This is a genomic window from Variovorax sp. 278MFTsu5.1 (assembly GCF_048305045.1).
Classification (GTDB): domain Bacteria; phylum Pseudomonadota; class Gammaproteobacteria; order Burkholderiales; family Burkholderiaceae_C; genus Variovorax; species Variovorax guangxiensis.
Genome location: NZ_CP157622.1, coordinates 1030669 through 1053272 on the forward strand (window position 1 = coordinate 1030669; position 22604 = coordinate 1053272).

General features: G+C 65.5%; 17 protein-coding genes. 1 reads left to right on the plus strand and 16 read right to left on the minus strand.

The features are described 5' to 3' along the window. Positions 1-57: 57 nt before the first annotated feature. Together ABL844_RS04435 and ABL844_RS04440 are read right to left on the minus strand one after the other, a co-directional pair. The gene (locus ABL844_RS04435; protein WP_126021517.1) at positions 58-1356 is read right to left on the minus strand and encodes a TRAP transporter large permease; all 1299 of its coding nucleotides are present in this window, start codon (positions 1354-1356) and stop codon (positions 58-60) included. Then, positions 1353-1925, minus strand: coding sequence for a TRAP transporter small permease (locus tag ABL844_RS04440; protein ID WP_418130587.1), 573 nt, complete (start codon positions 1923-1925; stop codon positions 1353-1355). Before ABL844_RS04440 ends, ABL844_RS04435 begins: the two co-directional genes overlap by 4 nt. 619 nt (positions 1926-2544) lie before the next feature. Here ABL844_RS04440 and ABL844_RS04445 point away from each other — a divergent pair. Continuing rightward, the gene (locus ABL844_RS04445; protein WP_418130588.1) at positions 2545-5502 is read left to right on the plus strand and encodes a KAP family NTPase; all 2958 of its coding nucleotides are present in this window, start codon (positions 2545-2547) and stop codon (positions 5500-5502) included. Between the two features lie 48 nt (positions 5503-5550). On the opposite strand, the gene ABL844_RS04450 is transcribed toward ABL844_RS04445, so the two are convergent. The 14 genes from ABL844_RS04450 to ABL844_RS04515 form a co-directional block, all read right to left on the minus strand. Continuing rightward, the gene (locus tag ABL844_RS04450; RefSeq protein WP_418130589.1) at positions 5551-6069 is read right to left on the minus strand and encodes a hypothetical protein; all 519 of its coding nucleotides are present in this window, start codon (positions 6067-6069) and stop codon (positions 5551-5553) included. Positions 6070-6119: 50 nt separating this feature from the next. Next, a complete protein-coding gene (locus tag ABL844_RS04455) occupies positions 6120-6596 on the minus strand; it encodes a toll/interleukin-1 receptor domain-containing protein (RefSeq protein ID WP_418130590.1) in 477 nt (158 codons plus the stop codon). 1133 nt (positions 6597-7729) lie between these two features. After that, positions 7730-8701 (minus strand): NAD(P)H-dependent flavin oxidoreductase, encoded by a 972-nt coding sequence (locus tag ABL844_RS04460; protein ID WP_418130591.1) that lies wholly within the window; start codon positions 8699-8701, stop codon positions 7730-7732. A 16-nt stretch (positions 8702-8717) separates the two neighbouring features. Further along, complete coding sequence (locus tag ABL844_RS04465; protein WP_019656081.1) at positions 8718-9650, minus strand: electron transfer flavoprotein subunit alpha/FixB family protein; 933 nt, start codon at positions 9648-9650, stop codon at positions 8718-8720. Positions 9651-9652: 2 nt separating this feature from the next. Beyond that, entirely contained in the window at positions 9653-10402 is a 750-nt protein-coding gene (locus tag ABL844_RS04470) for an electron transfer flavoprotein subunit beta/FixA family protein (RefSeq protein ID WP_019656080.1), read from the minus strand. A gap of 61 nt (positions 10403-10463) precedes the next feature. Beyond that, the gene (locus ABL844_RS04475) at positions 10464-11465 is read right to left on the minus strand and encodes a Bug family tripartite tricarboxylate transporter substrate binding protein (protein WP_418130592.1); all 1002 of its coding nucleotides are present in this window, start codon (positions 11463-11465) and stop codon (positions 10464-10466) included. A gap of 32 nt (positions 11466-11497) precedes the next feature. Then, positions 11498-13450, minus strand: a complete 1953-nt coding sequence (locus ABL844_RS04480; protein WP_418130593.1) for an acyl-CoA synthetase — start codon at positions 13448-13450, stop codon at positions 11498-11500. A gap of 43 nt (positions 13451-13493) precedes the next feature. Next, positions 13494-14480, minus strand: coding sequence for a Bug family tripartite tricarboxylate transporter substrate binding protein (locus ABL844_RS04485; RefSeq protein WP_418130594.1), 987 nt, complete (start codon positions 14478-14480; stop codon positions 13494-13496). A 56-nt stretch (positions 14481-14536) separates the two neighbouring features. Beyond that, a complete protein-coding gene (locus ABL844_RS04490; protein ID WP_418130595.1) occupies positions 14537-15748 on the minus strand; it encodes a CaiB/BaiF CoA transferase family protein in 1212 nt (403 codons plus the stop codon). 72 nt (positions 15749-15820) lie between these two features. Next, positions 15821-16639, minus strand: a complete 819-nt coding sequence (locus tag ABL844_RS04495; RefSeq protein ID WP_418130596.1) for an oxepin-CoA hydrolase, alternative type — start codon at positions 16637-16639, stop codon at positions 15821-15823. After that, complete coding sequence (locus ABL844_RS04500) at positions 16636-17802, minus strand: acyl-CoA dehydrogenase family protein (protein ID WP_418130597.1); 1167 nt, start codon at positions 17800-17802, stop codon at positions 16636-16638. Before ABL844_RS04500 ends, ABL844_RS04495 begins: the two co-directional genes overlap by 4 nt. Before the next feature lie 163 nt (positions 17803-17965). Continuing rightward, complete coding sequence (locus ABL844_RS04505; protein WP_184604794.1) at positions 17966-19174, minus strand: acyl-CoA dehydrogenase family protein; 1209 nt, start codon at positions 19172-19174, stop codon at positions 17966-17968. A 13-nt stretch (positions 19175-19187) separates the two neighbouring features. Next, positions 19188-20378 carry an acetyl-CoA C-acyltransferase gene (locus ABL844_RS04510; RefSeq protein ID WP_019658390.1) on the minus strand — a complete coding sequence of 397 codons (1191 nt, stop codon included), beginning with the start codon at positions 20376-20378 and terminating at the stop codon, positions 19188-19190. A 35-nt stretch (positions 20379-20413) separates the two neighbouring features. Beyond that, entirely contained in the window at positions 20414-22552 is a 2139-nt protein-coding gene (locus tag ABL844_RS04515; RefSeq protein WP_418130598.1) for a 3-hydroxyacyl-CoA dehydrogenase NAD-binding domain-containing protein, read from the minus strand. Between the last annotated feature and the right edge of the window lie 52 nt (positions 22553-22604).

Here is a 22604-nt window from a genome sequence, read left to right on the forward strand (position 1 = left end):
CTTCCTTCTGCGACCTTCGCGAAACTTTTGCGCCCTCTGCGTTCGGCTGCCTGCATTTCAATACCCCAGCTTGCGCGGCAACCACAAGGCGAGTTCGGGGAAGACGATGACCAGCACCATCACCACGAACATCGAGAACAGCATCCAGCCCACCCAGCGCACGGTCTCCTCCATGCGCACCTTCGCGATGCGGCACGACACCATGAGGTTGACCGCCAGCGGCGGCGTGAACTGGCCCAGCGCCACCTTCAGCGTGAGGATCACGCCGAACCACACCGGGTCCCACTTGTAGTACTGCACGATGGGCAGCAGCAGCGGCACGAAGATCAGGAAGATCGACACGCCGTCGAGGAACATGCCCACCGTGATGAGCAGCAGTATCAGCAGCGCCAGGATGCCGTACTCGCCCAGCCCCGAGTTCACGATGGCGCGCGTCACCGGGTCGATCACGCCCAGCGTCGAGAGCGAATACGCGAAGATGCCCGCCAGCGACACCACCAGCAGGATCACCGCCGAGAGTTCGCCCGACTCGCGCAAGATCACGAACAGGTCGCGCACCTTGATGGTCCGGTGGATGCACATGCCCACGAAGAGGCCGTAGAACACCGCCACCACCGCCGCCTCGGTGGGCGTGAACCAGCCCGCGCGCATGCCGCCGAGGATAAGCACCGGCGCCGCCAGCCCCCAGGTCGCTTCGCGAAAGCTCTTCCAGAAGGGCGGGCGCGGCAGCGTGGCCTCGAGCGCGCCCATCTTGTGCTTGCGGGCGAGCCACACGGCCGGAATCATCAGCGCCAGGCCCGCCATCACGCCGGGCACCATGCCGGCTGCGAACAGCGCCGGCACCGAGGCGCCGGGCACCAGCACCGAGTAGACGATGAAGGCGACCGAAGGCGGAATGAGGATGTCGGTGGCCGCCGCAGCGCCCACCACGCTGGCCGAGTAGGGCGCGGGGTAGCCCGCGCGCGACATGGCCGCGATCATCACCGCGCCCACGGCCGCCGCATTGGCCGGGCCCGAGCCCGAGATGCCGCCGAGGAACATCGCCACCGCAATGGCCACCAGCGGCAGCATGCCCGGGCCGCGCCCCACGATGGCAATCGCAAAGTTCACGAGGCGCAGCGCCACGCCCGAGCGGTCGAAGATGGAGCCGACCAGCACGAACATCGGAATGGCCAGCAGCGGATACTTGCCCAGGCCCGCATAGAAGTTCTGCGGCACGGCCAGCAGGCCGAACCACTGGGCGTCGCTGTTGGCCAGCGCGATGCAGGCGGCGCCCGCCAGGCCCAGCGCGGCGCCGATGGGCACGCCCACCAGCATCATCACGACGAAGGCGACGAAGAGCAGGGTGGCGATCACGATGCGTCGCCCTTGCTGTCCGAGTCGTAGTTCGTCTTGCGGCCGCGCCGGATCATGAGGCCCACGGCCCGCAGCGCGATGGCGAAGGACACGATGGGCAGCCACATCGAATACCACCAGGCGGGCAAGCCGATGCCGGGCGTGGTCTCTTCAAAGCGGTAGTCGTCCCACACCATGCGGATGCTCAGCGCGCCGATGAGCGTGAAGAGCACCGCGATCATCAGCGCGCCGAACTGCGCCAGCCGCTTGCGCCGCGCCATCGAGCCGCTTTCGGAGAAGTACTCGATGCGGATGTGCCGGTCGCGCGCCACCGCGGCCGAGCCGGCCACCAGCGCCAGCATGATCATCAGGAACACCGAGAACTCTTCCGTCCAGGCGAAGGAAGAATCGGTGAAGTAGCGGACGATGACGTTGGCAAAAGTGATGAGCGCCAGCGCGCCCATGATGATGACCGTGAGCCAGTCCTCGATGGCAAGGGGAACCTTGGTCGGTTCGTCTGCGGCTTCGATGTCAGGGGGAATGGGGCTGGCGGCGTCCAGCGTGGGGCCGGACTCGGGTGGAGTTGTCATCGCAGGATGGTCAGTGAGGCACGCACGAACGCCATGTCACCGGGCGGACGCCGGGACGCGTTCCGTACACCTCGACAGGGAAACTGTTACCGATGCTAGGGGGTCCATGACCATTCATGTATCGGGGGTTTCCTTAGCCGCTCGGCCTTCGGGCCGGCTCTTGGAGCGGCTTTCGGGGCGTGTGCACAGGGCGCCGGGTACTCCCCTCCGCGAATGTCCCCCGGCCTTCGGCCTCCTCCTTTATTTCGCTGCGGGGAGTACCCGGCGCCCTGTGCACGGGGAGTGCGGCTGTGGGGTTGAGGGGCGACGGCCGCGACGGATTTCAGATGAGTGCGAGGCCTGAGCTTTCGCGTGACACGGGCGGTGGAGAAGCAGAAGTTCGAAGGGATGGTGCCGGTTGCGGTCGACTTTGGCACGACTGCGCTCAATGTTCTCTACAGATGGGGTGAGGTTCTTCATGATGTGCATCTTGGAGATCCACTCTTGGCACTGAAGCCGATATCTATAAGCGGCAGCTATGCTTCCGCGCAATCGCGGTGTATCGCGATGCCACTCAGCATGCGAGTGGCCGGTCCAAGCACATACAGAGGATGAGCTGATGGCAGCTAAGAAACCAACCATGAAGATGCCCGAACTCTTGGTTTTCGCCAAGATGTTCGTTGTTGGCTTCGTCGGAACGGAGATATTTCGGTTGGCTTTCTACCTTGGCGCCAACTTCGCCCCACGACTGATCGAAGTTGCACTCTGCATAAAAGTCGTTGGAATCTTGGCCGGAATTGCACTTTGCCTAGCTTATGCATTCAAGCGAAATGGGCACTTGACTGCCGCACGTATTGGGCAGAGCTGTCGGATTGATCTGCTGGTGGCGATGGTCATCGGAGTTTGGTCGAATGAACTAGCTTCGCCTTGGCTTGTGAAGATGCACGCGGCGTTCAAATCTGCAGATCCAAATTGGGCTCCGGCTATTCTGATTCTTCTCTGCTTCGTACTCCTGTCCCCTATCTTGCAGAACTATTGGCCGAGAAAGAAAGTACGAGCTCCGCAACTGCGCTTTATCGCGGACGAGGAGATTGATGAGAAGAAGGACGATCTACTTGCAAGCGAAGCGCAGGCCAAGTCGTTCGCCGAAACTGTTCTTGCAAGCGGCGCGCATCCAGGACTGGTCTTTGGGGTTGACGGTCCATGGGGTGTGGGGAAAACAAGCTTCATTAATCTGGCGGAGCGCTATTGGAAAAGTGCTGCGGACAAGGTCATTGTTTGTCGCTTTGAGCCGCTTCGCTACGCCACGGAGCCTGATCTCGCAGATCGATTGATCCGCGATCTGTCGGCCGCGATTCAAGGTGAAGTCTTCGTCCCAGAATTCAGACCTGCGGCATCGCGATATTCACGACTCTTAAAAGGAAAAGCCGATTTTTCCTTCTTGGGATTCAAGCTGTCGATGGAGCCTTCGCAGGAAACGGTCGATGAACTCCTCGATGACATTGACGAAGTTCTCCGCCGCATTGACCGCCGCGTAATCATCGTCATTGATGACTTGGATCGCCTGGACGCGAAGACCACAAACAATGTCCTGTTCGCAACGAGGCGGACATTCAAGCTGTCTCAGGCCACATATGTCCTCTGCTATGACACTGAAGTGCTTGCGGGAAGCAAGGAGGATGGTCCTAGGGCACGCGAGTTTCTCGAGAAGTTTGTGACAGTCAAGCTGAGTCTGTTCGTCGATAGCTCCAGTCTTCGTGACTTCTTGCGGCGCGATTGGGAGCACGATGAAAGCCAACTTGGCTCGGTGCCGTCTGACACGATGGTCAAACTCGGGGCCGTGCTCAACGAGCTTGCAGACATACTGGATAGCAAGCTGGCCGCGAACTACCTACCTCTTGTTGGCGACCTGCGCAAAGTGAAGCGCTTCGTCAATGCGATGCTCCTGATGCAGATCGAAAAGTCCAACTTGGGCAGAACCGATTTCAGCAAGCGCGACCTCATCAACCTCATGTTGCTGCATCTGAACTATCCGGGCTTGTTCCGGCGTATTTATGCCGAGGAAACTGAGGGTCGAAGCGGAACCTTCTCACTGCGGCGCGCGTACGAGGATCGAGAATTCAAGAATGATGCGGCATTCGCGCAGTTGAAGGGCGAACTGCAAGCAACCGCGTGGTTCCTGCTGACACAGTTGTTTGACGCCGAAACTCTAGAAATTGGCAGCAGAGACAACATGGAGGAGTCGGTTCTTAGGTCTCGCGCGTGTTTCAACAGCAGCGACTTGAGGAACTTGGAGGCGTACCTCAAGCTCATCGTTCGGTTCGCAACTCCTGAGCCGCAAGATACGTTTGTTCTGTACCAAGACGCGGTAGAACGAGTGCGAAAGGGCGAACCTATCGCTTCGGTACTAGAAGCGCCAGACTTTGAGTTGATGCGAGGAGAGCATGCTCACGATCAGTTCTGGCGGGTACTAGTCAATGAGTCTCACGACTTCACCAGCGTTTTGGCTGAAGACGCCTTGAACACGCTCATCGAGTATTTGCCGCGGTACTCCGCGTTCGAGAATAACGACCGAGGATTACGTCAGCGATCAATCTATTCCTTAGTGCGACTGTTGGAGCGGGCCGGTTGGGGAAGGACATCTGGGCGACGCCTCCCAAACAGCGCTGAAAACGTCATAGAGATTGCGTGGCGGATCTTCGGAGAGCAGGCCTATCGAGGGAAAGGCTTGCTTCAGCGACTTGCGAGTCCCGATCGTGGCGTTCTTGGCTGGCATGACCTCATGTTGTTCAGGCTTCAATGCTCTGCTGATCGTCAGGGTCAACTGCACAACGTGTACACAGCACTCATCGTCCATCAAGATTCGAAGGCTGCAACGTCTGGACTTGTCAGCGAGCTCGCCTTAATGGGAATGAGGAAGCTGTCGCAAGAGGTGTTCGCGCTGTTCAAGCAGACCTACATCGATTCACGGCGAAATTTCTTTGCGGAAGTAGATGGAGAGTTAGCTGAAGCGTTCCTCGGCATAGCTTTCGAAAAGCTCAATGAAGAAGCATCGCGCGACCCTCAGTCTGAGCATGCCGACAATACGATGGCTCGGCGTATCGCTTCAGCGCGTTCAATTGTCAAGTTGTTCGTGGTCTACCAACTTAGCAATTTGCGTCCCCCAAACGGTTCTGGTGTCGGCTGTGGACACTATGACGAAGATGGCGTTGAAGACAGTGGTGGCATAGCAAAGGCAATGAATGACTACGTATTTGGCACCTGCTTCAACCCCGAGATCCACGAGGACAACGTGCTTCTATTTCTTGACTACTGCCTGGGGCATCTAAGTAACTCATTCCTTTCGGGCGGTGATGAGGAGGGCTACGTCGCGACCAAGGCTGAACTTCCTGGGGGATTAGATGCGAAGGAGATGGCGCGCTATTGGCGACAGCATCGCGAACATATCAAGGAAAGAGGCCTGCACGCCAGCGGGCGATGCGTCTTTACATCGAACTACATCGCGTTTTATCGCGACGATCTTGATGGAGTGTTCGCGGTGCTCGATGAGCTGGCCGATGAGCCCGTTCCCCCGCCTACGGCGGAAACCGTAGCTTGAAGTCAACCGGGCCAATACTGCAAGTTGCAGCAGCGGTCATAACAGCTTTCAGCAAACACCACCGCGCCGGCGGCGCGGTTTCGGGGGGCAGCCCGTTGGCGTGCAATCTGGCCGAGGGCAATGGTCGTCAGTTGCTTCAGCGAGCAGTTCGGGTGCGACGTACAAACCGCTTGGGCCTGACTTTCGCTTCGCCCACGCCACCAGCCGGTTCAACTCTTGGATGTGCTCGGCAGTGTGATTGAGGCGGAAACGGCAGCCGCTGTCGTACATTGCTTCAGCCAGTCGCGGGCAGTGCGTGTCGAAATAGGCGCCAGTGTGCTCCTGCAACACGAAATGTTTGAAGGTGAAAGTTGGGTGACCGCGATTGGCGTGGTCTGGGCCGAGGATCGGTCCGATGCCGATCCAGTTCAGGCGCCTATTGATGCCGTGGCTGCGCGCCTCAGCACCGATGCCGCCAATGCCGACTACAACGTCGTAGTTGAATCCACGGACTTGGCCCATGCAATCTTGATTGCCGAACACCCCCTCAATGCTCGGATCGTGAGGATGCGTGCGCTTGTAAACCAAGAACCGTGGCACCTGCGGCTCCTAAAACGTTGCTCGATAAGTGTTCAGGATCAGTCGGCTTTGAGAACTTGAACCAGTTCGGCAATCTTCGCGGCGATCACCGCCATGGTGTCTTCCTTTGTGCTCAAGCCACTTCGGGAGGCCAGCATCGGGCTAACTTCGAGCAGTGCCTCAAACGTCGTATTGTGAATGATGGGCAAGAGTAAATTCTTTGAGAGCAGTGTCGACAATTCCTTGTCGGCGACGCTCTCGTTAGGCAGACGCTCCAGCAACGCAGGCGTCACCAGCACGAGGCCGATGCGCGAGGCAGCGAGGCCCTTGTCGATGGCGCGCATCATCGGCACTCCCAGCGGAAGGTCGTCCTCGCTGAACCAGACTTTGACACCAGCGGCCACAAGTAGCTCGCGCAGTTCCCTGGCGGCTCCTTGACGGTCGCCCCATGCGTGGCACAAGAACACATCGCGCAAGTCGGGCTGGGTTGCGGCCCGTTGTTCGACGGCCTCCCGGACGGGCGTAAGGGACTGCACTTGGGCGGGCGTGTACGAGACAGTCGATCCGGCGCGCGACCATCGCGGTCTGGCGCCGCCGCCGCTCCCGCCGCCGCTGGTGCTGCGGGAACTCGGGTTTCCAGATCCGTAGGATGGACTGGAGCTGTAGCCGCTGCCATAGCCGCCTCCGTAGTTGTACCGGCTGCGAGAACCACATGCCGGGCAGTCAGCGGCCGCAGATGCGGTGCGGTGTCCGCGCGAAGGTGCTGTGCAACGTGCCAATCCTCACTCCTTCTAAGTAAGTTGTCGCTAAAAGCCTTTGCTGAAGAAAATGCATGGTCCGCAGATTTTTCGGTTTTGTAAACCCGAAAACAGGGTATTGATAAATACAGCTATCTATACCCAAACCCCGCAGACAAACCTCTATCCGCCAGCCCCAGGCGCCTCACGCCGCGCCTTCTCACTCATCTGAAACAACTCCCCCGCCTTCCGAGCCATCTCAGCCGCAAGCCAAAGCAGGTTGTTCAGCTGCCGAGGCCCATCCCCGCTGCACCAGTCGATCTCTTCCCCGTGGCAGACCCACAGTAGAGCTTCGAGCTGGGTAAGGGTGTTCTCAAGAAGATCCGCCGGGTCTTGTTGGGCGGTTTCTGCGGAAGCTACCGGCGTAGTTGGCCGGGCTATAGTCTTGGTAGCCATTTTTGTGCGTTCCTTTCCAAGGTGTTTGCACGAACTTGGTTAGACGGCCGGGGTGCTCGTAACACCCTGGCCGTCGCCTTTTGATACCTCGCATCTGCATCGGCGCTTTCGCACCGATAACCTGCCGCGAGGCAAGCAGCCTTCAAACATCTGGGTTGTGGATTGGTGTGCGGGCCTTTCTGCTCCCCTTGGCGGGGCATCGAGTGACAGGGGCATTCACTCTAGAGAAGAAGCCGGCAAAGAAGCCGCTGCCACAGCACGAAGTCGCGCAGACTGCGAACTAATGCAGCTTCCGCAATGCGCTGCACATGCGCCTCGTGAGCCGCGCTGTGCCAGTCGGCAGCGGCTCTCAACGCTCAGGCCGATGGGGTGCCTTGCGCAGCGAAATTAAGGAGGAGGCCGAAGGCCGGGGGACATTCGCGGAGCAAGGTACCCCGTCGGCCTGAGCGCCCCCGGATGCGAGTGAGTGGAGGGCTTCAGTCCATCCAGCCCCGGGCCCGGTCCAGATGCTCACGGCACTCGCGCACCATGCGTTCCAGCAGTTCCGCGCAAGTCGGAATGTCGTCGATCAGCCCGATGCACTGCCCGGCCGAGACCACGCCGTTGTGCACCTCTCCAGACTCCAGCGCCGCACGTCCGCGCGCGCCGGCCACCAGCGGGCGCACGTCCTCGAACTCGCAGCCGCCCGGTCGGTTCTCGGTGGCCACCACTTCTTCGGAGATGGCGTTGCGGAACACGCGCGCAGTGTTGTGCAGGGTGCGGAACATCAGCTTGGTGTCGCGCTCGGTCGCCTCCACCAGCGCCTGCTTGATGTTGTCGTGGATCGGCGCTTCCTTGGTCACGCAGAAGCGCGTGCCCATGTTGATGCCCTCGGCGCCCAGCGCCAGCGCCGCCGCCATGCCGCGCCCGTCGGCGATGCCGCCCGAGGCGATGATCGGAATGCGCAGCTTGCGCGCCGCCACCGGCAGCAGCACCAGGCCGGGCACGTCGTCCTCGCCCGGATGGCCCGCGCACTCGAAGCCGTCCACCGACACCGCATCGACGCCGTTGCGCTCGGCCGAGAGCGCATGGCGCACCGAGGTGCACTTGTGGACGATCTTCACGCCGTGCTGCTTCAGCGCCGCGATGAAGTCCTTCGGGCTGTTGCCCGCGGTCTCGACGATCTTCACGCCGCTGTCGATGATGGCCTGCACGTACTCCGCATAGGGCGGCGGCTTCACGGCCGGCAGGATCGTGAGGTTCACGCCGAAGGGCTTGTCGGTCATCGTGCGCGTGCGCTCGATCTCCCAGCGCAGGTCGTCGGGCGTGGGCTGCGTGAGCGCGGTGACGATGCCGAGGCCCCCGGCGTTCGACACGGCCGACGCCAGCTCGGCGCGGCCCACCCATTGCATGCCGCCCTGGATGATCGGGTAGCGGATGCCCAGCAGTTCGGTGATGCGGGTCTTCATCGTCGCGGCCTCTCGCTTACAGCGCTTTCACCAGTTCCGGCACGGCGGTGAACAGGTCGGCCACCAAGCCGTAGTCGGCCACCGAGAAGATCGGTGCCTCCTCGTCCTTGTTGATCGCCACGATCACCTTGGAATCCTTCATGCCGGCCAGATGCTGGATCGCGCCCGAGATGCCCGCTGCGATGTAAAGCTGCGGCGCGACGATCTTGCCCGTCTGGCCCACCTGCCAGTCGTTCGGGGCGTAGCCCGCGTCGACGGCTGCGCGGCTGGCGCCCAAGCCGGCGTTGAGCTTGTCCGCCAGGGGTGCCATCACCTCGGTGAACTTCTCCGCGCTGCCGAGGGCGCGGCCGCCCGAGACGATGATCTTGGCGGCCGTCAGTTCGGGGCGCTCGCTCTTCGTGACTTCACGGCCCACGAAGCTGCTCTTGCCGCTGTCTGCCACGCCTGCTGCCGATTCGACGGCTGCGCTGCCACCGGTGGCGGCTGCCGCATCGAAACCGGTCGTGCGAACGGTGATGACCTTCGTCGCATCGCTGCTCTGGACCGTGGCAATTGCGTTGCCCGCATAGATCGGGCGCTCGAAGGTGTCCGCGCTCACCACGGCCGTGATGTCGCTGATCTGCGCCACGTCCAGCTTGGCGGCCACGCGCGGAGCGACGTTCTTGCCGTTGGCGGTCGAGGGGAACAGGATGTGGCTGTAGCTGCCGGCGATCGCGAGCACCTGGGCTGCGACGTTCTCGGCGAGGTTTTCAGCAAGGCTCGGGCTGTCGGCCGCGATGACCTTGGAAACGCCCGCGATCTGGGCTGCTGCCTTGGCCGCTTCGGCTGCATTGGCACCGGCCACGAGCACATGGACGTCGCCGCCGCAGGCCAGTGCTGCGGTCACGGTGTTGAGGGTGGCCGGCTTGATGCTGGCGTGGTCGTGTTCGGCAATAACAAGTGCGGTCATGTTCAGATCACCTTCGCTTCGTTCTTCAGTTTGTCCACCAGCGTTGCAACGTCGGGCACCTTGATGCCGGCACCGCGCTTGGGCGGCTCCGCGACCTTCAGGGTCTTCAGGCGGGGCTTCACGTCCACGCCCAGGTCCTCGGGCTTGACCGTGTCGAGCTGCTTCTTCTTGGCCTTCATGATGTTGGGCAGCGTCACGTAGCGCGGCTCGTTCAGGCGCAGGTCGGTGGTGATGACCGCGGGCAGCGTCAGCGCCACTGTCTCCAGGCCGCCGTCGACTTCGCGGGTCACCGTGGCCTTGTCGCCAGCGACTTCGACCTTCGAGGCGAAGGTGGCCTGGGGAAGATCGGCCAGCGCAGCCAGCATCTGGCCGGTCTGGTTGGCGTCGTCGTCGATGGCCTGCTTGCCCAGGATGATGAGCTGGGGCTGCTCCTTGTCGACCAGCGCCTTCAGCAGCTTGGCGACGGCCAGGGGCTGCAGTTCTTCGGCGGTTTCCACCAGGATGCCGCGGTCGGCGCCGATGGCCATGGCGGTGCGCAGGGTTTCCTGGCTCTTGGCGTCGCCGCAGGAGACGGCGATGACTTCGGTGACCACGCCCTTTTCCTTCAGCCGAACCGCTTCTTCAACGGCGATCTCGTCGAAGGGGTTCATGCTCATCTTGACGTTGGCAATGTCCACTCCGGTGCCGTCGCTCTTCACGCGCACCTTCACGTTGTAATCGACGACCCGTTTGACGGGCACCAGAACCTTCATGGCTGTTCCTTTGAATGACGAAGAAGAGAAGAGAAGAAGAAATGAATGGATGAGGCAGGGCTTACTCGAGCTTGGCGCCCGATTGCTTGATCAAGCGCTCCCACACCGGGCGCTCTGCCTTCCATGCGGTGGCGAAGAGCTCGGGCGAGCTCTCCTTGATCTCGAAGCCCATGGCCGCGATGCGCTCGCGCACGTCGGGCTGCTGCGTGGCCTTGCGCACTTCGTCGGCGATGCGGTCGACGATGGGCTTGGGCGTCTTCGCGGGCGCCGCGATGGCGAGCCAGCCGGTCACGCGGTAGGCCTCGTCCTTCAGGCCCTGCTCGGCCAGCGTGGGCACGTTGGGCAGGGTGCTCATGCGGCGCTCGCCGCTCACGCCGATGGCGCGGACCTTTCCGGAGTCGATGTGCGGCTTGGCCACCAGCGCGCTGGCGTAGGCCATCTGGATCTGGCCGCCGATCAGGTCCTGCATCATCGGCGCCTCGCCCTTGTAGGCGACGTGGCTCATGTCCGACTGCGTGGCCAGGCTCATGTGCGCGCCGGCCAGGTGCGGGTAGGCGCCGATGCCGTAAGAGCCGTAGGCCACCTTGCCCTTGTTGGCGACGACGTACTTCAGAAGCTCCGGCCCGGTCTTGGCCGACACGCTCGGGTGCACCACCAGCACCAGCGGCGCCGCGGCGATCTGGTAGACCAGCGTGAGGTCGCGCGCGGTGTCGTAGGGCAGCTTCTCGTAGAGGAACTCGTTGGTCATGAGCGAATTGCTCAGGCCCAGCACGATGGTGTAGCCGTCGGGTGCGGCCTTGGCGACCGCGTCGGTGCCGATGATGCCGGCCGCGCCCGGCTTGTTGTCGATGACGACGGGCTGGCCCATGCCGGCCGACATCTTCTGGCCGATCACGCGTGCGAGCACATCGGTGGCGCCGCCCGCTGCGAAGGGCACGACCATGCGGATGGGCTTGCTGGGGTAGGGGGCCTGTGCCTGCGCCGTAGGCAGCGCGCTCAGCGTGGCGGCGGAAGCGGCGGCGCACAGCAGGGCGCGGCGGTTCGGAAAGCGGAAGGTCGTCATGGCTCGTCTCTGTCTATCGTTTCTGAAAAAGGTCACTGCGTCGCGATGCGCGTCTTGAAGGGCAGGGGCTCCAGCGCCTTGTGCAGCCGCTCCTGCAGCGGCGCGGCCAGCGTGCCCGCCGCAGCGCTGTCGATCTGCACGCGCACGAGGCTCTCGCCCTCGGTCTTCACCACGGGCCGTGCGGCCTCGGGCACGCCCAGCTCGGCGCAGGCTTCGGCGACGGCGGCGTTCACCACCTGCAGCGCGGCCATGGCGCGCAGCTCGGGCTTGTAGATCTTCCCGACGTTGGTCATCGGCATGGTCGCGATCACCGACACCCACTTGGGCCGGGCCGGGGCCTCGTCCACGCGCGCGGAGGTGAAGGCCAGCAGCTCTTCTTCGGTCGCCGAGGCGCCGGGCACCAGCGTCGCGAAGATCACAGGCAGCTCGCCAGCGTAGGCATCGGGTGCGCCCACCGCGGCGCAAAGCTGTACGGCGGGGTGCGCGCCCAGCGCGTCCTCGATGGTCTTGGGGTCGATGTTGTGGCCGCTGCGGATGATGAGGTCCTTCGAGCGGCCGGTGAGGTTGAGCCGTTCCTCGTCGTCGATCCAGCCCAGGTCGCCGGTGGCGAGCCAGCCGTCGGCGGTGAAGGCCTTGGCGTTGTCCGCAGGGTCCACGAAGCCCGAGAACACGTTGGGCGACTTGAAGAGCACCATGCCCTGTTGGCCGCGCGGCATCTCGCGGTCGGTCGCGTTGCCGTTCTCGTCGAGCGCCACCACGCGCATCTGCATGTAGGGCAGCCGAAAGCCGACGCAGCCCGCGGGCCCGTTCACGCCGGGCGGTGTGATGGTCGAGATGCCGGCCATCTCCGTCATGCCCAGGCTCTCGTGCACGTGCAGGCCGAACAGGCGCTCGAAGCGCGCGGCCAGTTCGGGCGCGAGCACGGCGGCGCCGGTGCGGCAGTAGGTGATGGAGGAGATGTCCGCGCCGTCCAGCGGCACATTCGCCAGCGCCGCGAGCACGGTGGGCACGGCCGACAGCGAGGTCGGGCGGTACTTCGCCACCAGCTTCCAGTAGTTGGCCAGCACCTCCTTGTTGCGCAGCAGCGAGGGCGTAGGAATGATCACCTCCACGCCCGCCGACAGCGACGAGAGCGAGGCCGGCAGCACGCCCGCCACGTGGAAGAGCGGATAGCCGTTGATGGAGATGCCGTTCTCGTTCATGCCCGCGACCTGCACGCTGGCCCATGCGGTGAACACCTGCGCGCCGTGGCTGTGGCGCGCAAGCTTGGGTGCGCCGGTGGTGCCGCCGGTGTGGAAGTAGGCGGCGATGTCCGAGGGCTGGATGTCGCGGCCGCTCACCAAGCGGTCGTTTGGTTGCGCGGCGCGCAGCACGTCGAACTCGGCCACGCCCTCGGGCAGTACACCGGCTGCGCCTGGCGCCTCGTCGTGCGGCGCCACGCGCAGCACGGTAGTGAGCGTGGGCACCTGGCTGCGCAGGCGCATCGCCTTCGACCACATGCCCGATTCGGCATCCGAGCCGTAGGCGATCAGCACCTTGGCGCGGCCCGCGGTCATCAGCGCCACCAGCTTCTCGTCGGTGAGCAGCGGGTTCAGCGGCTGCACGATGCCGGCGGCCTCGCCGCCCCACAGCGCCAGGTGGTACTCCAGGCAGCCCGGCAGCAGCACGGCCACGGCGTCGTCCGGCCCCACGCCCAGCGTGTGCAGCATGTTGGCGGTCTGGTGGATGCGCGCGAGCAGCTCGGCATACGACCAGCGGATCGGCTCGTCGGCCGGGTTGCCGGTGCGCAGGAAGGTCAGCGCGGTCTTCTCGCCGAAGGCATGGCCCGCGTTGCGGAAGATCTCGTAGGTGCTGCGCACCGTGAGCGCCTGTTCAAGCGGCGTTTCCTCGAGCTTGCGGATGTCGGCGAGGCTGCGAACGGGAAGGGCGGGGCGAAATGGCGCGCCGACCGGGGTGCTGTAGTTGTTCTCGTACTTCTGCGTCATGTCTTTGTCTCCTTGATGTCGTCGCCCTGCCGGCCCGGTTGTTCTACTGGTTCGTGATGTGGTTGTCGCGAATGACCTTGCCCCAGCGCTCGAAATCTTCCTTCATGCGAACGCCGGTCTGTTCGGGCGTGCGGTAGGCCGCGAAGGTGCCCACGCCCTGGAGCTTCTCCTGCACCTCCTTGTCGGCCAGCGCCTTCTTCAGCTCGGCGCTCATGCGGTCGATGACCTCCTTCGGCGTTCCGGCCGGTGCCAGCAGGCCGCCCCACGAGGTGGCGTCGAAGCCGGGGAAGCCCTGCTCGGCCACCGTCTTCACGTCGGGCAGCAGGCTCACGCGCTGGCCCGAGCCGACCGCGATGGCGCGCAGCTTGCCGGCCTTGACGTGCGGCAGCACGCCCACGAGGTCGGAGAACATCGCGGGCACCTGGCCGCCGATCAGGTCGGTCACGGCCGGCGCGCTGCCGCGATAGGGCACGTGCTGCATGTCGAACTTGCCGATGGTCTTGAGCTGCTCGGTCGTCAGGTGGCCGAAGCTGCCAGCGCCCGCGCTGGTGTAGTTGAGCTTGCCACCCTCGGCCTTGGCCTTGGCGATCAGGCCCTGCACGCCGGTCACATCGGGCAGCGACTTCGGATTGACCACCAGCACGATCGGCAGGTCGTAAATGCTGCCCACGGGCGTGAAGTTCTTGAAGATGTCGTAGCCGGTGGGGCCGTAGAGGTGCGAGGCCAGCAGCGTCGGCGTGGCCAGCGTCACGAAGGTGTAGCCATCGGCCGGCGCGCGTGCCGCGGTGGCCGCGCCCACGGTGCCCGAGGCGCCGCTGCGGTTGTCGATGACGATGCTCTGGCCGAGCGAGGCCGACATCTTCTGCGCCACGATGCGCGAGGCCACGTCGGTGGGGCCGCCGGGCGGGAAAGGCACGATCAGCGTGATCGGCTTGGCGGGCCAGGCCTGGGCGAAGGCTGTGCCGGTGACGAGGGGCAGGGCGAGCGCGAGGAGCGCGCGGCGCAGGGGGCGGAAAGCGGGAGAGGCCATGGACTTCATTTCTTCAAGGATTCGGTTCGTTCATTCATTCGTGCGTTCGCGCTCATTCAGACGACGCCGCCGGCCTTCAGCGCGGCCAGCTTCTCGTCCGACAGCCCCAGCAGCGACTGCAGCACGTCGTGCGTGCCTTCGCCCAGCGTGGGCGGCGCGCTGCGTACTGGCAGGCGCTCGCCGTCGAAGCGGTAGGGCGGCGCGAGCACGTTGACCGTGCCGGCCACGGGGTGCGGCTGCGTGGTCACCAGGCCGGCTTCGGTGGCGCGCTTGGAGTTCAGCGCTTCGAGCAGGCCCAGCACCTCGCCGCAGGGAATGCCCGCGGCGGTGAGCTTTTCGAGCAGGTCGGCGCGCTGGCGCTTCGCGAGTTCGGCATGCAGCTCGGGCAGCAGCGCGGCGCGGTTGGCCGAGCGCAGGATGTTGGTCTTGAATCGCTCGTCGGCCGCGAGGTCGGGCCGCTCGATCACCTCGGTGCAGAAGCGCGCGAACTGCGCGTTGTTGCCCACGGTGATGACCAGCGGGCCGTCGGCCGCATCGAACACGCCGTACGGCACGATCGACGGATGCGAGTTGCCGTAGCGCGGCGGGTCTTCGCCCATGAGCAGCGCTTCGAGCCCGTAGTAGGCGGTGATCATCAGGCCGCAGTCGAAGAGCGCCATCTCCACGTGCCGGCCCTTGCCGGTCTTCTCGCGCTGGTAGAGCGCGGCAAGAATGGCCTGCGCCGAGTACATGCCGGTGAACAGGTCGACGGCGGCCACGCCGAACTTCAGCGGCGGCTGGTTCGCCTCGCCGTTCAGCGCCATCAGGCCGGCCTCGCCCTGCACCACCAGGTCGTAGCCGGGGCGTGCGGCCTCGGGGCCGGTGCGGTCGTAGCCCGAGATCGAGCAGTAGACGAGGCGCGGGTTCTCCTTGCTGAGCTGTTCGTAGCCCAGGCCCAGCTTGTCGATGCCGCCGAACTTGAAGTTCTGGATCACAACGTCGCACTGCTTGGCAAGGTCACGCGCGAGCTGCTGGCCTTCGGGCGTCTGCAGGTCGAGCGTGACGGAGCGCTTGTTGCGGTTCACGCTGTTGAAGTAGGCGGTCTCGGTCTTGCCCACGCGCAGGCCCCAGTCGCGGGTGTCGTCGCCTCGGCCCGGGTGCTCCACCTTGATGACTTCGGCGCCCATGTCGGCCAGCACCATGCCGCACCAGGGGCCCGCGAGGATGCGGGACAGATCGAGAACGCGCACGCCGGCAAGCGGCAGCGACGAGGAATTCGGCAGAGGCATGGGTTCAACTCCCTGGAAACGAGAAAGCCCCGCACCGTGTGCGAGGCAGGAAGGCGGAGTTCGCAGCCCGCGTCAGGACGCGCCCGGCTTCTGGCGGCGCAGCGCGGCGAAGTCGGCCTTGCGCTTGCCCAGGAAGGCGCCGATGCCTTCGGCCGCCTCGGCATCCGCCTGCGACTCGACCATGAACACGGCCTCGGCGTCGAGCTGCTCTTCCAGCGTGGCGCGGTGCGCCTGGCGGCACAGCGACTTGATGCGGGCGCTGGCGCGTTCGGGCCCGTTGGCTACCTTGGCCGCGAGCGCGATGGCTTCGGCCAGCGCGGCGCCCTTGTCGGTGAGGCGGTTGACCGCGCCCAGGGCGTGCAGGCGCTCGGCCGGCATGCGGTCGCCGGTGAGGCACATCTCGGTGAGCACCTGGCGCGAGACGAACTCCGAGAGGAAGGCCGTGGCGCCGCCATCGGGCGTGAGGCCGACCTTGACGTAGGCCACGGTGAAGAAGGCGTCGCGCGCCGACACCAGCATGTCGCAGGCCAGCGCCATCGACAGGCCCGCGCCCGCCGCACCGCCCTCGACGGCCGCGATCACCGGCTTGCTGCAGTCGCGCAGCGCGCGGATCAGGTTGTTGAGGCCTTCGAGGATCTGGCGGCGCTCCGACGCCGGCAGCTCGCGCCGCTTGGCCAGCAGGTTGAGGTCGCCGCCCGAGCAGAAGAAGTCGCCCGCGCCGGTGAAGACGATGGCGCCCACCTCGGGGTCGTTCTGCGCGTCGGCCAGCGCGGCCGAGAGCTCGGCGTACAGCGTGGGCGTGATCGCGTTGCGCGAGGCGGGGTTGCTGTTGGTGAGGATGCGCACCGCACCCTCCTGCGAGATCAGGATCGTCTTGTTGTCGGTGCTCATGCTGCGACCTCCTTGCCGGATTCCTTGCCCAGGGCGATGTAGCGCTGCAGGTGATGGTCTTCGTCGCCGAGCTGGTGGTCGATCATCACAAGGCGCTTGGCATAGTGGGGCAGCGGCAGCTCCCAGGTCATGCCGATGCCGCCGTGCATCTGGATGCTCTCCTGCGCCACCAGCGCGCCGATGCGGCCGATGCTGAACTTGGCGGCCGACAGCGCACGCTCGCGCGTCACGCGGTCGCCGGTGTCGATGGCGGCTGCGGCGTTGATGACGGCCGAGCGGGCCTGTTCGATCTCCAGCAGCAGGTCGGCCATGCGGTGCTGCAGCGCCTGGAAGCTGCCGATCAGCGTGCCGAACTGCTTGCGCGTGCGCAGGTAGTCGAGCGTCGCGGCCTTGGCGGCCTCCATCGCGCCCAGCGCTTCGGCGCACAGCGCGAGCACGCCGCGGCCGATGGCACGCTCCAGCGTGGCATGGCCCTGGCCTTCGGCGCCGAGCAGCGCGTCGGCGCCCAGCTTCACGCCGTCGAAGGAGAGTTCGGCGACGCGGCCGCCGTCGATGGCGGGGCAGCCGCGCACCGTGAGGCCGGCCGTCTTCGCGGGCACGAGGAAGAGCGAGATGCCGGCTTCGTCGTCCACGTTGCCCGAGGTGCGTGCCGAGACCAGGAACAGGTCTGCCCGCTCGCCCTGCGGCACCACGGCCTTGGCGCCGTGCAGCACCCAGCCGCTGTCGCTGCCGTTGTTGCTGCGTTCTGCCTTGGTCGCCACGCGCGTGCGCTCGTAGTGCGTGTCGGCCTCGTCGTGCGCGAAGGCGGCGACGACTGCGCCGTTGATGATGTCGCCGAGCTTCTCTTTCTGCGCGGCGGTGCCGGCGGCGCTGATCGCCTCGCCGACCATCACCGCGCCCAGCAGCGGCTCGACCACCAGGCCGCGGCCCAGTGCCTCGAAGACCACGGCGATGTCGAAGCCGCCGCCGCCGAAGCCGCCATCGGCTTCGCTGAAGAGCGCGCCGATCACGCCCAGCTCGGCGAACTGCTGGAAGATTTCCTTGCTGAACCCGTGCTCCGACTTCGCGATGCGGTCGCGCGCGTCGAAGGCGTACTGCTCGCTGATGAAGCGGTTCAGGCTGTCGGCGAGCATGCGCCGGTCTTCGGTGTGTTCGAAATTCATTTCAAGTCTCCTGCGCATCTGCCAAGACACGCGTCGCATGAAAAAGTGCGGCTATCAAAGGGTGATTCCAGGAACGCCGCGAAACCGGCTTTGCCGGGCCGCTGGCGTTGCCCCCGGAAGGGGGTGGCGGCCACACGGAGTGGGCAAGCCTGGGGGAGAGCCATCACAGGCCGAGGATCATCTTGGAGATGATGTTCTTCTGGATTTCGTTCGAGCCGCCGAAGATCGACAGCTTGCGGTTGTTGAAGTAGCGCGAGGCGGCGGCCGAGGCGTAAGGCGGCCCGAAGGTCTCGCCGGTGTAGCCGTCCTTCAGCGCCTCGGCGATGAAGGGGCGGCCATAGACGCCCATCGCACGGCGGGCCAGCGAAGAAATTTCCTGGCGGATCTCCGTGCCGCGGATCTTCAGCATCGAGCTTTCCGCGCCGGGCACGCCGCCGCCTGCCACCGCCGCGATCACGCGCAGGTTGGTGGTCTTCATGTTCTCCAGGTCGATCTCGACGCGGGCCATGCGCGCCGCGAAGGCCGGGTCGTCGGCCAGCGGCTTGCCGTTCTTGGTCTGCGTGGCGGCGATGCCCTTGAGCTGTTCGAGCGCGGCCACCGAGAAGCCCACGCCCGCGATGTTGGTGCGCTCGTAGGTCAGCAGGTACTTGGCGCAAGTCCAGCCCTTGTTCTCCTCGCCCACGAGGTTCTCGGCGGGCACGCGCACGTCGGAGAAGAACACCTCGTTGACCTCATGCTCGCCGTCGAGCGTGATGATCGGGCGCACTTCCACGCCGGGGGAGGTCATGTCGATCAGCAGGAAGCTGATGCCTTCCTGCTTCTTCGCCTCGCGGTTGGTGCGCACCAGGCAGAAGATCATGTTGGCGTGCTGGCCCAGCGTGGTCCAGGTCTTCTGGCCGTTCACGATGAAGTGGTCGCCCTGCGCGTCGATGCCGCGCACGGCGGTGGTCTTCACTGCAGCGAGGTCGGAGCCCGCACCGGGTTCCGAATAGCCCTGGCACCACCAGTCGGCGCCATTGAGGATGCGCGGCAGCCAGTGCTTCTTCTGCGCCTCGTTGCCGTACTTGATGAGTACCGGGCCGAGCATGTTCACGCCGAAGGGCACGATGCGCGGCGCGAAGGCCAGCGCGCATTCGTTCTCGAAGATGAACTTCTCCACCGCCGTCCAGCCCGGTCCGCCGTACTGCTCGGGCCAGTGGTTGGCGAGCCAGCCGCGCTCGTTGAGGATGGCGTGCCATTCCTGCATGTCGGCCTTCTCGAGGATCTTGCCGCTGCGCACTTTCTCGGACAGCCGCACCGGCAGCTTCGCGGCCAGGAAGGCGCGCACTTCGCTGCGGAAGGCTTCTTCTTCGGGGGTGAAGTTCAGGTCCATCGCTGACTCCTCTTCAGTAGATTTCAAAGAGACCGGCTGCGCCCATGCCACCGGCGATGCACATCGTGACCACGGCGTACTTCGCGCCGCGGCGCTTGCCTTCGATGAGCACGTGGCCCGCGAGGCGCGCGCCGGTCATGCCGAAGGGGTGGCCGATGGAGATCGCGCCGCCGTTCACGTTGAGCAGTTCCGAGGGAATGCCCAGCTTGTCCTGGCAGTAGATCGACTGCGAGGCGAAGGCCTCGTTGAGCTCCCACAGGCCGATGTCCTGCACCTTGAGGCCGTGGCGCGCGAGCAGCTTGGGCACCGCGAACACCGGGCCGATGCCCATCTCGTCGGGTTCGCAGCCGGCCACCGCGAGGCCGCGGAAGGCGCCCAGCGGCTTGATGTTGGCGCGCTCGGCTTCCTTTGCCTCCATCAGCACGCAGGCCGATGCGCCGTCCGACAGCTGCGAGGCGTTGCCGGCGGTGATGAACTTGTCCTCGCCCATCACGGGCTTGAGCTTGGCGAGCGCCTCGTAGGTGGTGCCGCGGCGGTTGCAGTTGTCTTCGGTGGCGGTCACTTCGCGGTAGGTGACTTCCTTCGTCTCCTTGTCAGTGACGGCCATCGTGGTGGTGCAGGCAATGATCTCGTCCTTGTAGCGGCCGGCGATCTGCGCCTCTTCGGTGCGGCGCTGGCTCTCGGCCGAGAAGCGGTCCTGCGCCTCGCGGCTGATGTTGTAGCGCTTGGCGACGATGTCGGCGGTCTCGATCATCGCCATGTACAGCTCGGGCTTGTGCTCGACGATCCACGGGTCCATGCCGCTGTCGCCTGCATCGGTGGCGCTGCGGGTGCGGATCTGCGAGATGCTTTCGACGCCGCCCGCGATCATGGCCGGCGCGCCGTCCACCACGATGCGGCCCGCGGCCATGGCGATGGCCTGCAGGCCCGAGGCGCAGAAGCGGTTGACCGTGGTGCCGGCGATGGAGATCGGCAGGCCCGCGCGGATGATGGCCTGGCGCGCGATATTGCGGCCCGTGGTGCCTTCGGGGTAGCCGCAGCCGAGGATGGCGTCCTCGATCAGCGCGGGGTCGAGGCCCGAGCGCTCCACCGCCGCCTTCACGGCGAAGGCGGCCAGCGTGGGGCCGGGGGTGATGTTGAATTCGCCGCGGTGCGCCTTGGTGAGCGGGGTGCGGGCGGTGGAAACGATGACGGCTTCACGCATGGGGGTGTCTCCTGGACGGCTGGCTCTGTCTGTGATTACTCGGATTGGTTGAGGCTCGCGAAGTCGGCGCCGCGCTCGACCAGCTGCACCAGCAGCGGCGAGGGCTTCCAGAAGACCGGGTCTTCCTTCGCGAACTCCTGGATGTCGGCCAGCACCTTGGGCAGGCCCACGGTGTCGGCGTACTTCATCGGGCCGCCGCGGTGGCGCGGGAAGCCGTAGCCGTAGAGGAAGGTCACGTCCACGTCGAGCGGGCGCAGCGCGATGCGCTGCAGCACGACGTTGGCGCCCTCGTTGATCATCGCGGCCATGTAGCGGCGCATGATTTCTTCCTCGGTGAAGGCGCGCGGCTTGATGCCGGCGCGCTCGCGCTCGGCGTCGATGATGGCCAGCACCTCGGGGTCGGGCTGGCCGGTGCGGGCGCCCTCGGGGTAGAGGTAGTAGCCGCGCTGCGTCTTCTGGCCGAACCAGCCGCGCTCGCAGATCCGGTCGGCGATCTGCACGTAGCGAGCCTTCGGGTCGCGCGTGGCGGCCTTGCGCTTGCGCGTGGCCCAGCCGATGTCGCCGCCCGCGAGGTCGGACACCTGGAAGGGACCCATCGGGTAGCCGAAGTTGCGCACGGCGGCGTCGATGTCGTAGGGCGATGCGCCGTCTTCCATCATGTGGTCGGCGGCCTGGCGGTACACGGCCAGGATGCGGTTGCCGATGAAGCCGTCGCACACGCCGGCGCGCACCGGCACCTTCTTGAGCTTCTTCGCGAGCTCGAAGCCGGTGGCGACCACGTCGGCGCTCACCTTGGCGGGCACCACGATCTCCAGCAGCTTCATGATGTTGGCGGGCGAGAAGAAGTGCAGGCCCACCACGTCCTGCGGACGCGAGATGCTGGCGGCGATCTCGTCGATGTCGAGGTACGAGGTGTTGGTGGCCAGCACCGCGCCGCGCTTGCACACGCGGTCGAGCTCGGCGAACACCGCCTTCTTCACGGCCATGTCCTCGAACACGGCTTCCACCACGATGTCGACATTGGCGAGCGCATCGTAGCTGGTGGAGCCCGAGAAGCGCGCCATGACGGCCGCCTTGGCCTCGGGCGTCATGCGGCCCTTGGCGATGAGGCCGTCGTACACCTTCTCGACGTTGGCGCGGCCGCGCGCGAGCTGCGTGTCGTCGCGCTCGATCATGGTGACGGGCATGCCCGCGTCGAGCATCGCCACCGCGATGCCCGCGCCCATGGTGCCGCCGCCGACGATGCCGGCCGACGCCAGCGCGCGCGGGCTGGCCGACTTGGTCTCGGGCGCCTTGAGCACTTCGCGCTCGGCGAAGAAGGCGTGGATCAGGCCGGCGCGCTGCGGGCTGTCGATGCACTGCAAAAACAGCTTGCGCTCCAGCGCCATGCCTTCGTCGAAGGGCAGCGTGAGCGCGGCCTCGACGGCCTCGACGATCTTCATCGGCGAGAACAGGCCGCGGCTCTTCTTGGCGGTGTCGGCGCGCGCGGCTTCGAGGGCGGCGCGGGCGGCTTCCTTGTCGGCCAGCGCGCCGGCGTCGCGGGTGCGGCGCACGGGGGCGTTGGCGGCGATCAGTTCATTCGCGTAGGCGAGGCCTTCGGCGCGCGCGTCGGCTTCGGTGGCGAGGCGGTCGACGAGGCCGAGCGACAGCGCTTCCTTCGCGCCCGCGTGGCGGCCGCTGAGCATGAGTTCGATGGCGGGCTTCACGCCGATGAGGCGCGGCGCGCGCTGCGTGCCGCCCGAGCCGGGCAGCAGGCCCAGCGCCACTTCGGGCAGGCCCAGCTTCGCGGTGGGCGAGGCGATGCGGTAGTGCGCCGACAGGGCCACTTCCAGCCCGCCGCCGAGCGCGGCGCCGTGGATCGCGGCGACCACCGGCTTGGTGCAGTTCTCGATCTTCAGGCAGGCCTCGGGCAGCGAGGGCGGCTGCGGCGTCTTGCCGAACTCGCGGATGTCGGCTCCCGCGATGAAGTTGCGGCCCGCGCCGACGATCAGCACCGCCTTGGCCGCGCCGTCGGCCTCGGCCGCGTCGATGGCGGCCACGAGGCCGCGGCGCACGTCCACGCCCAGGGCATTGACGGGCGGGTTGTCGATGGTCACCACGAACACGTCGCCAAGACGTTCGAAGGTGACGGGACCGGTGGACGTGGAGGGGCTGGGGGTGTCGTTGGTGGCCATGTGCTGCTTGTCTCTCGCGTTGCGGACCAGGTGGGTCCGAGGCTCTGGGGTG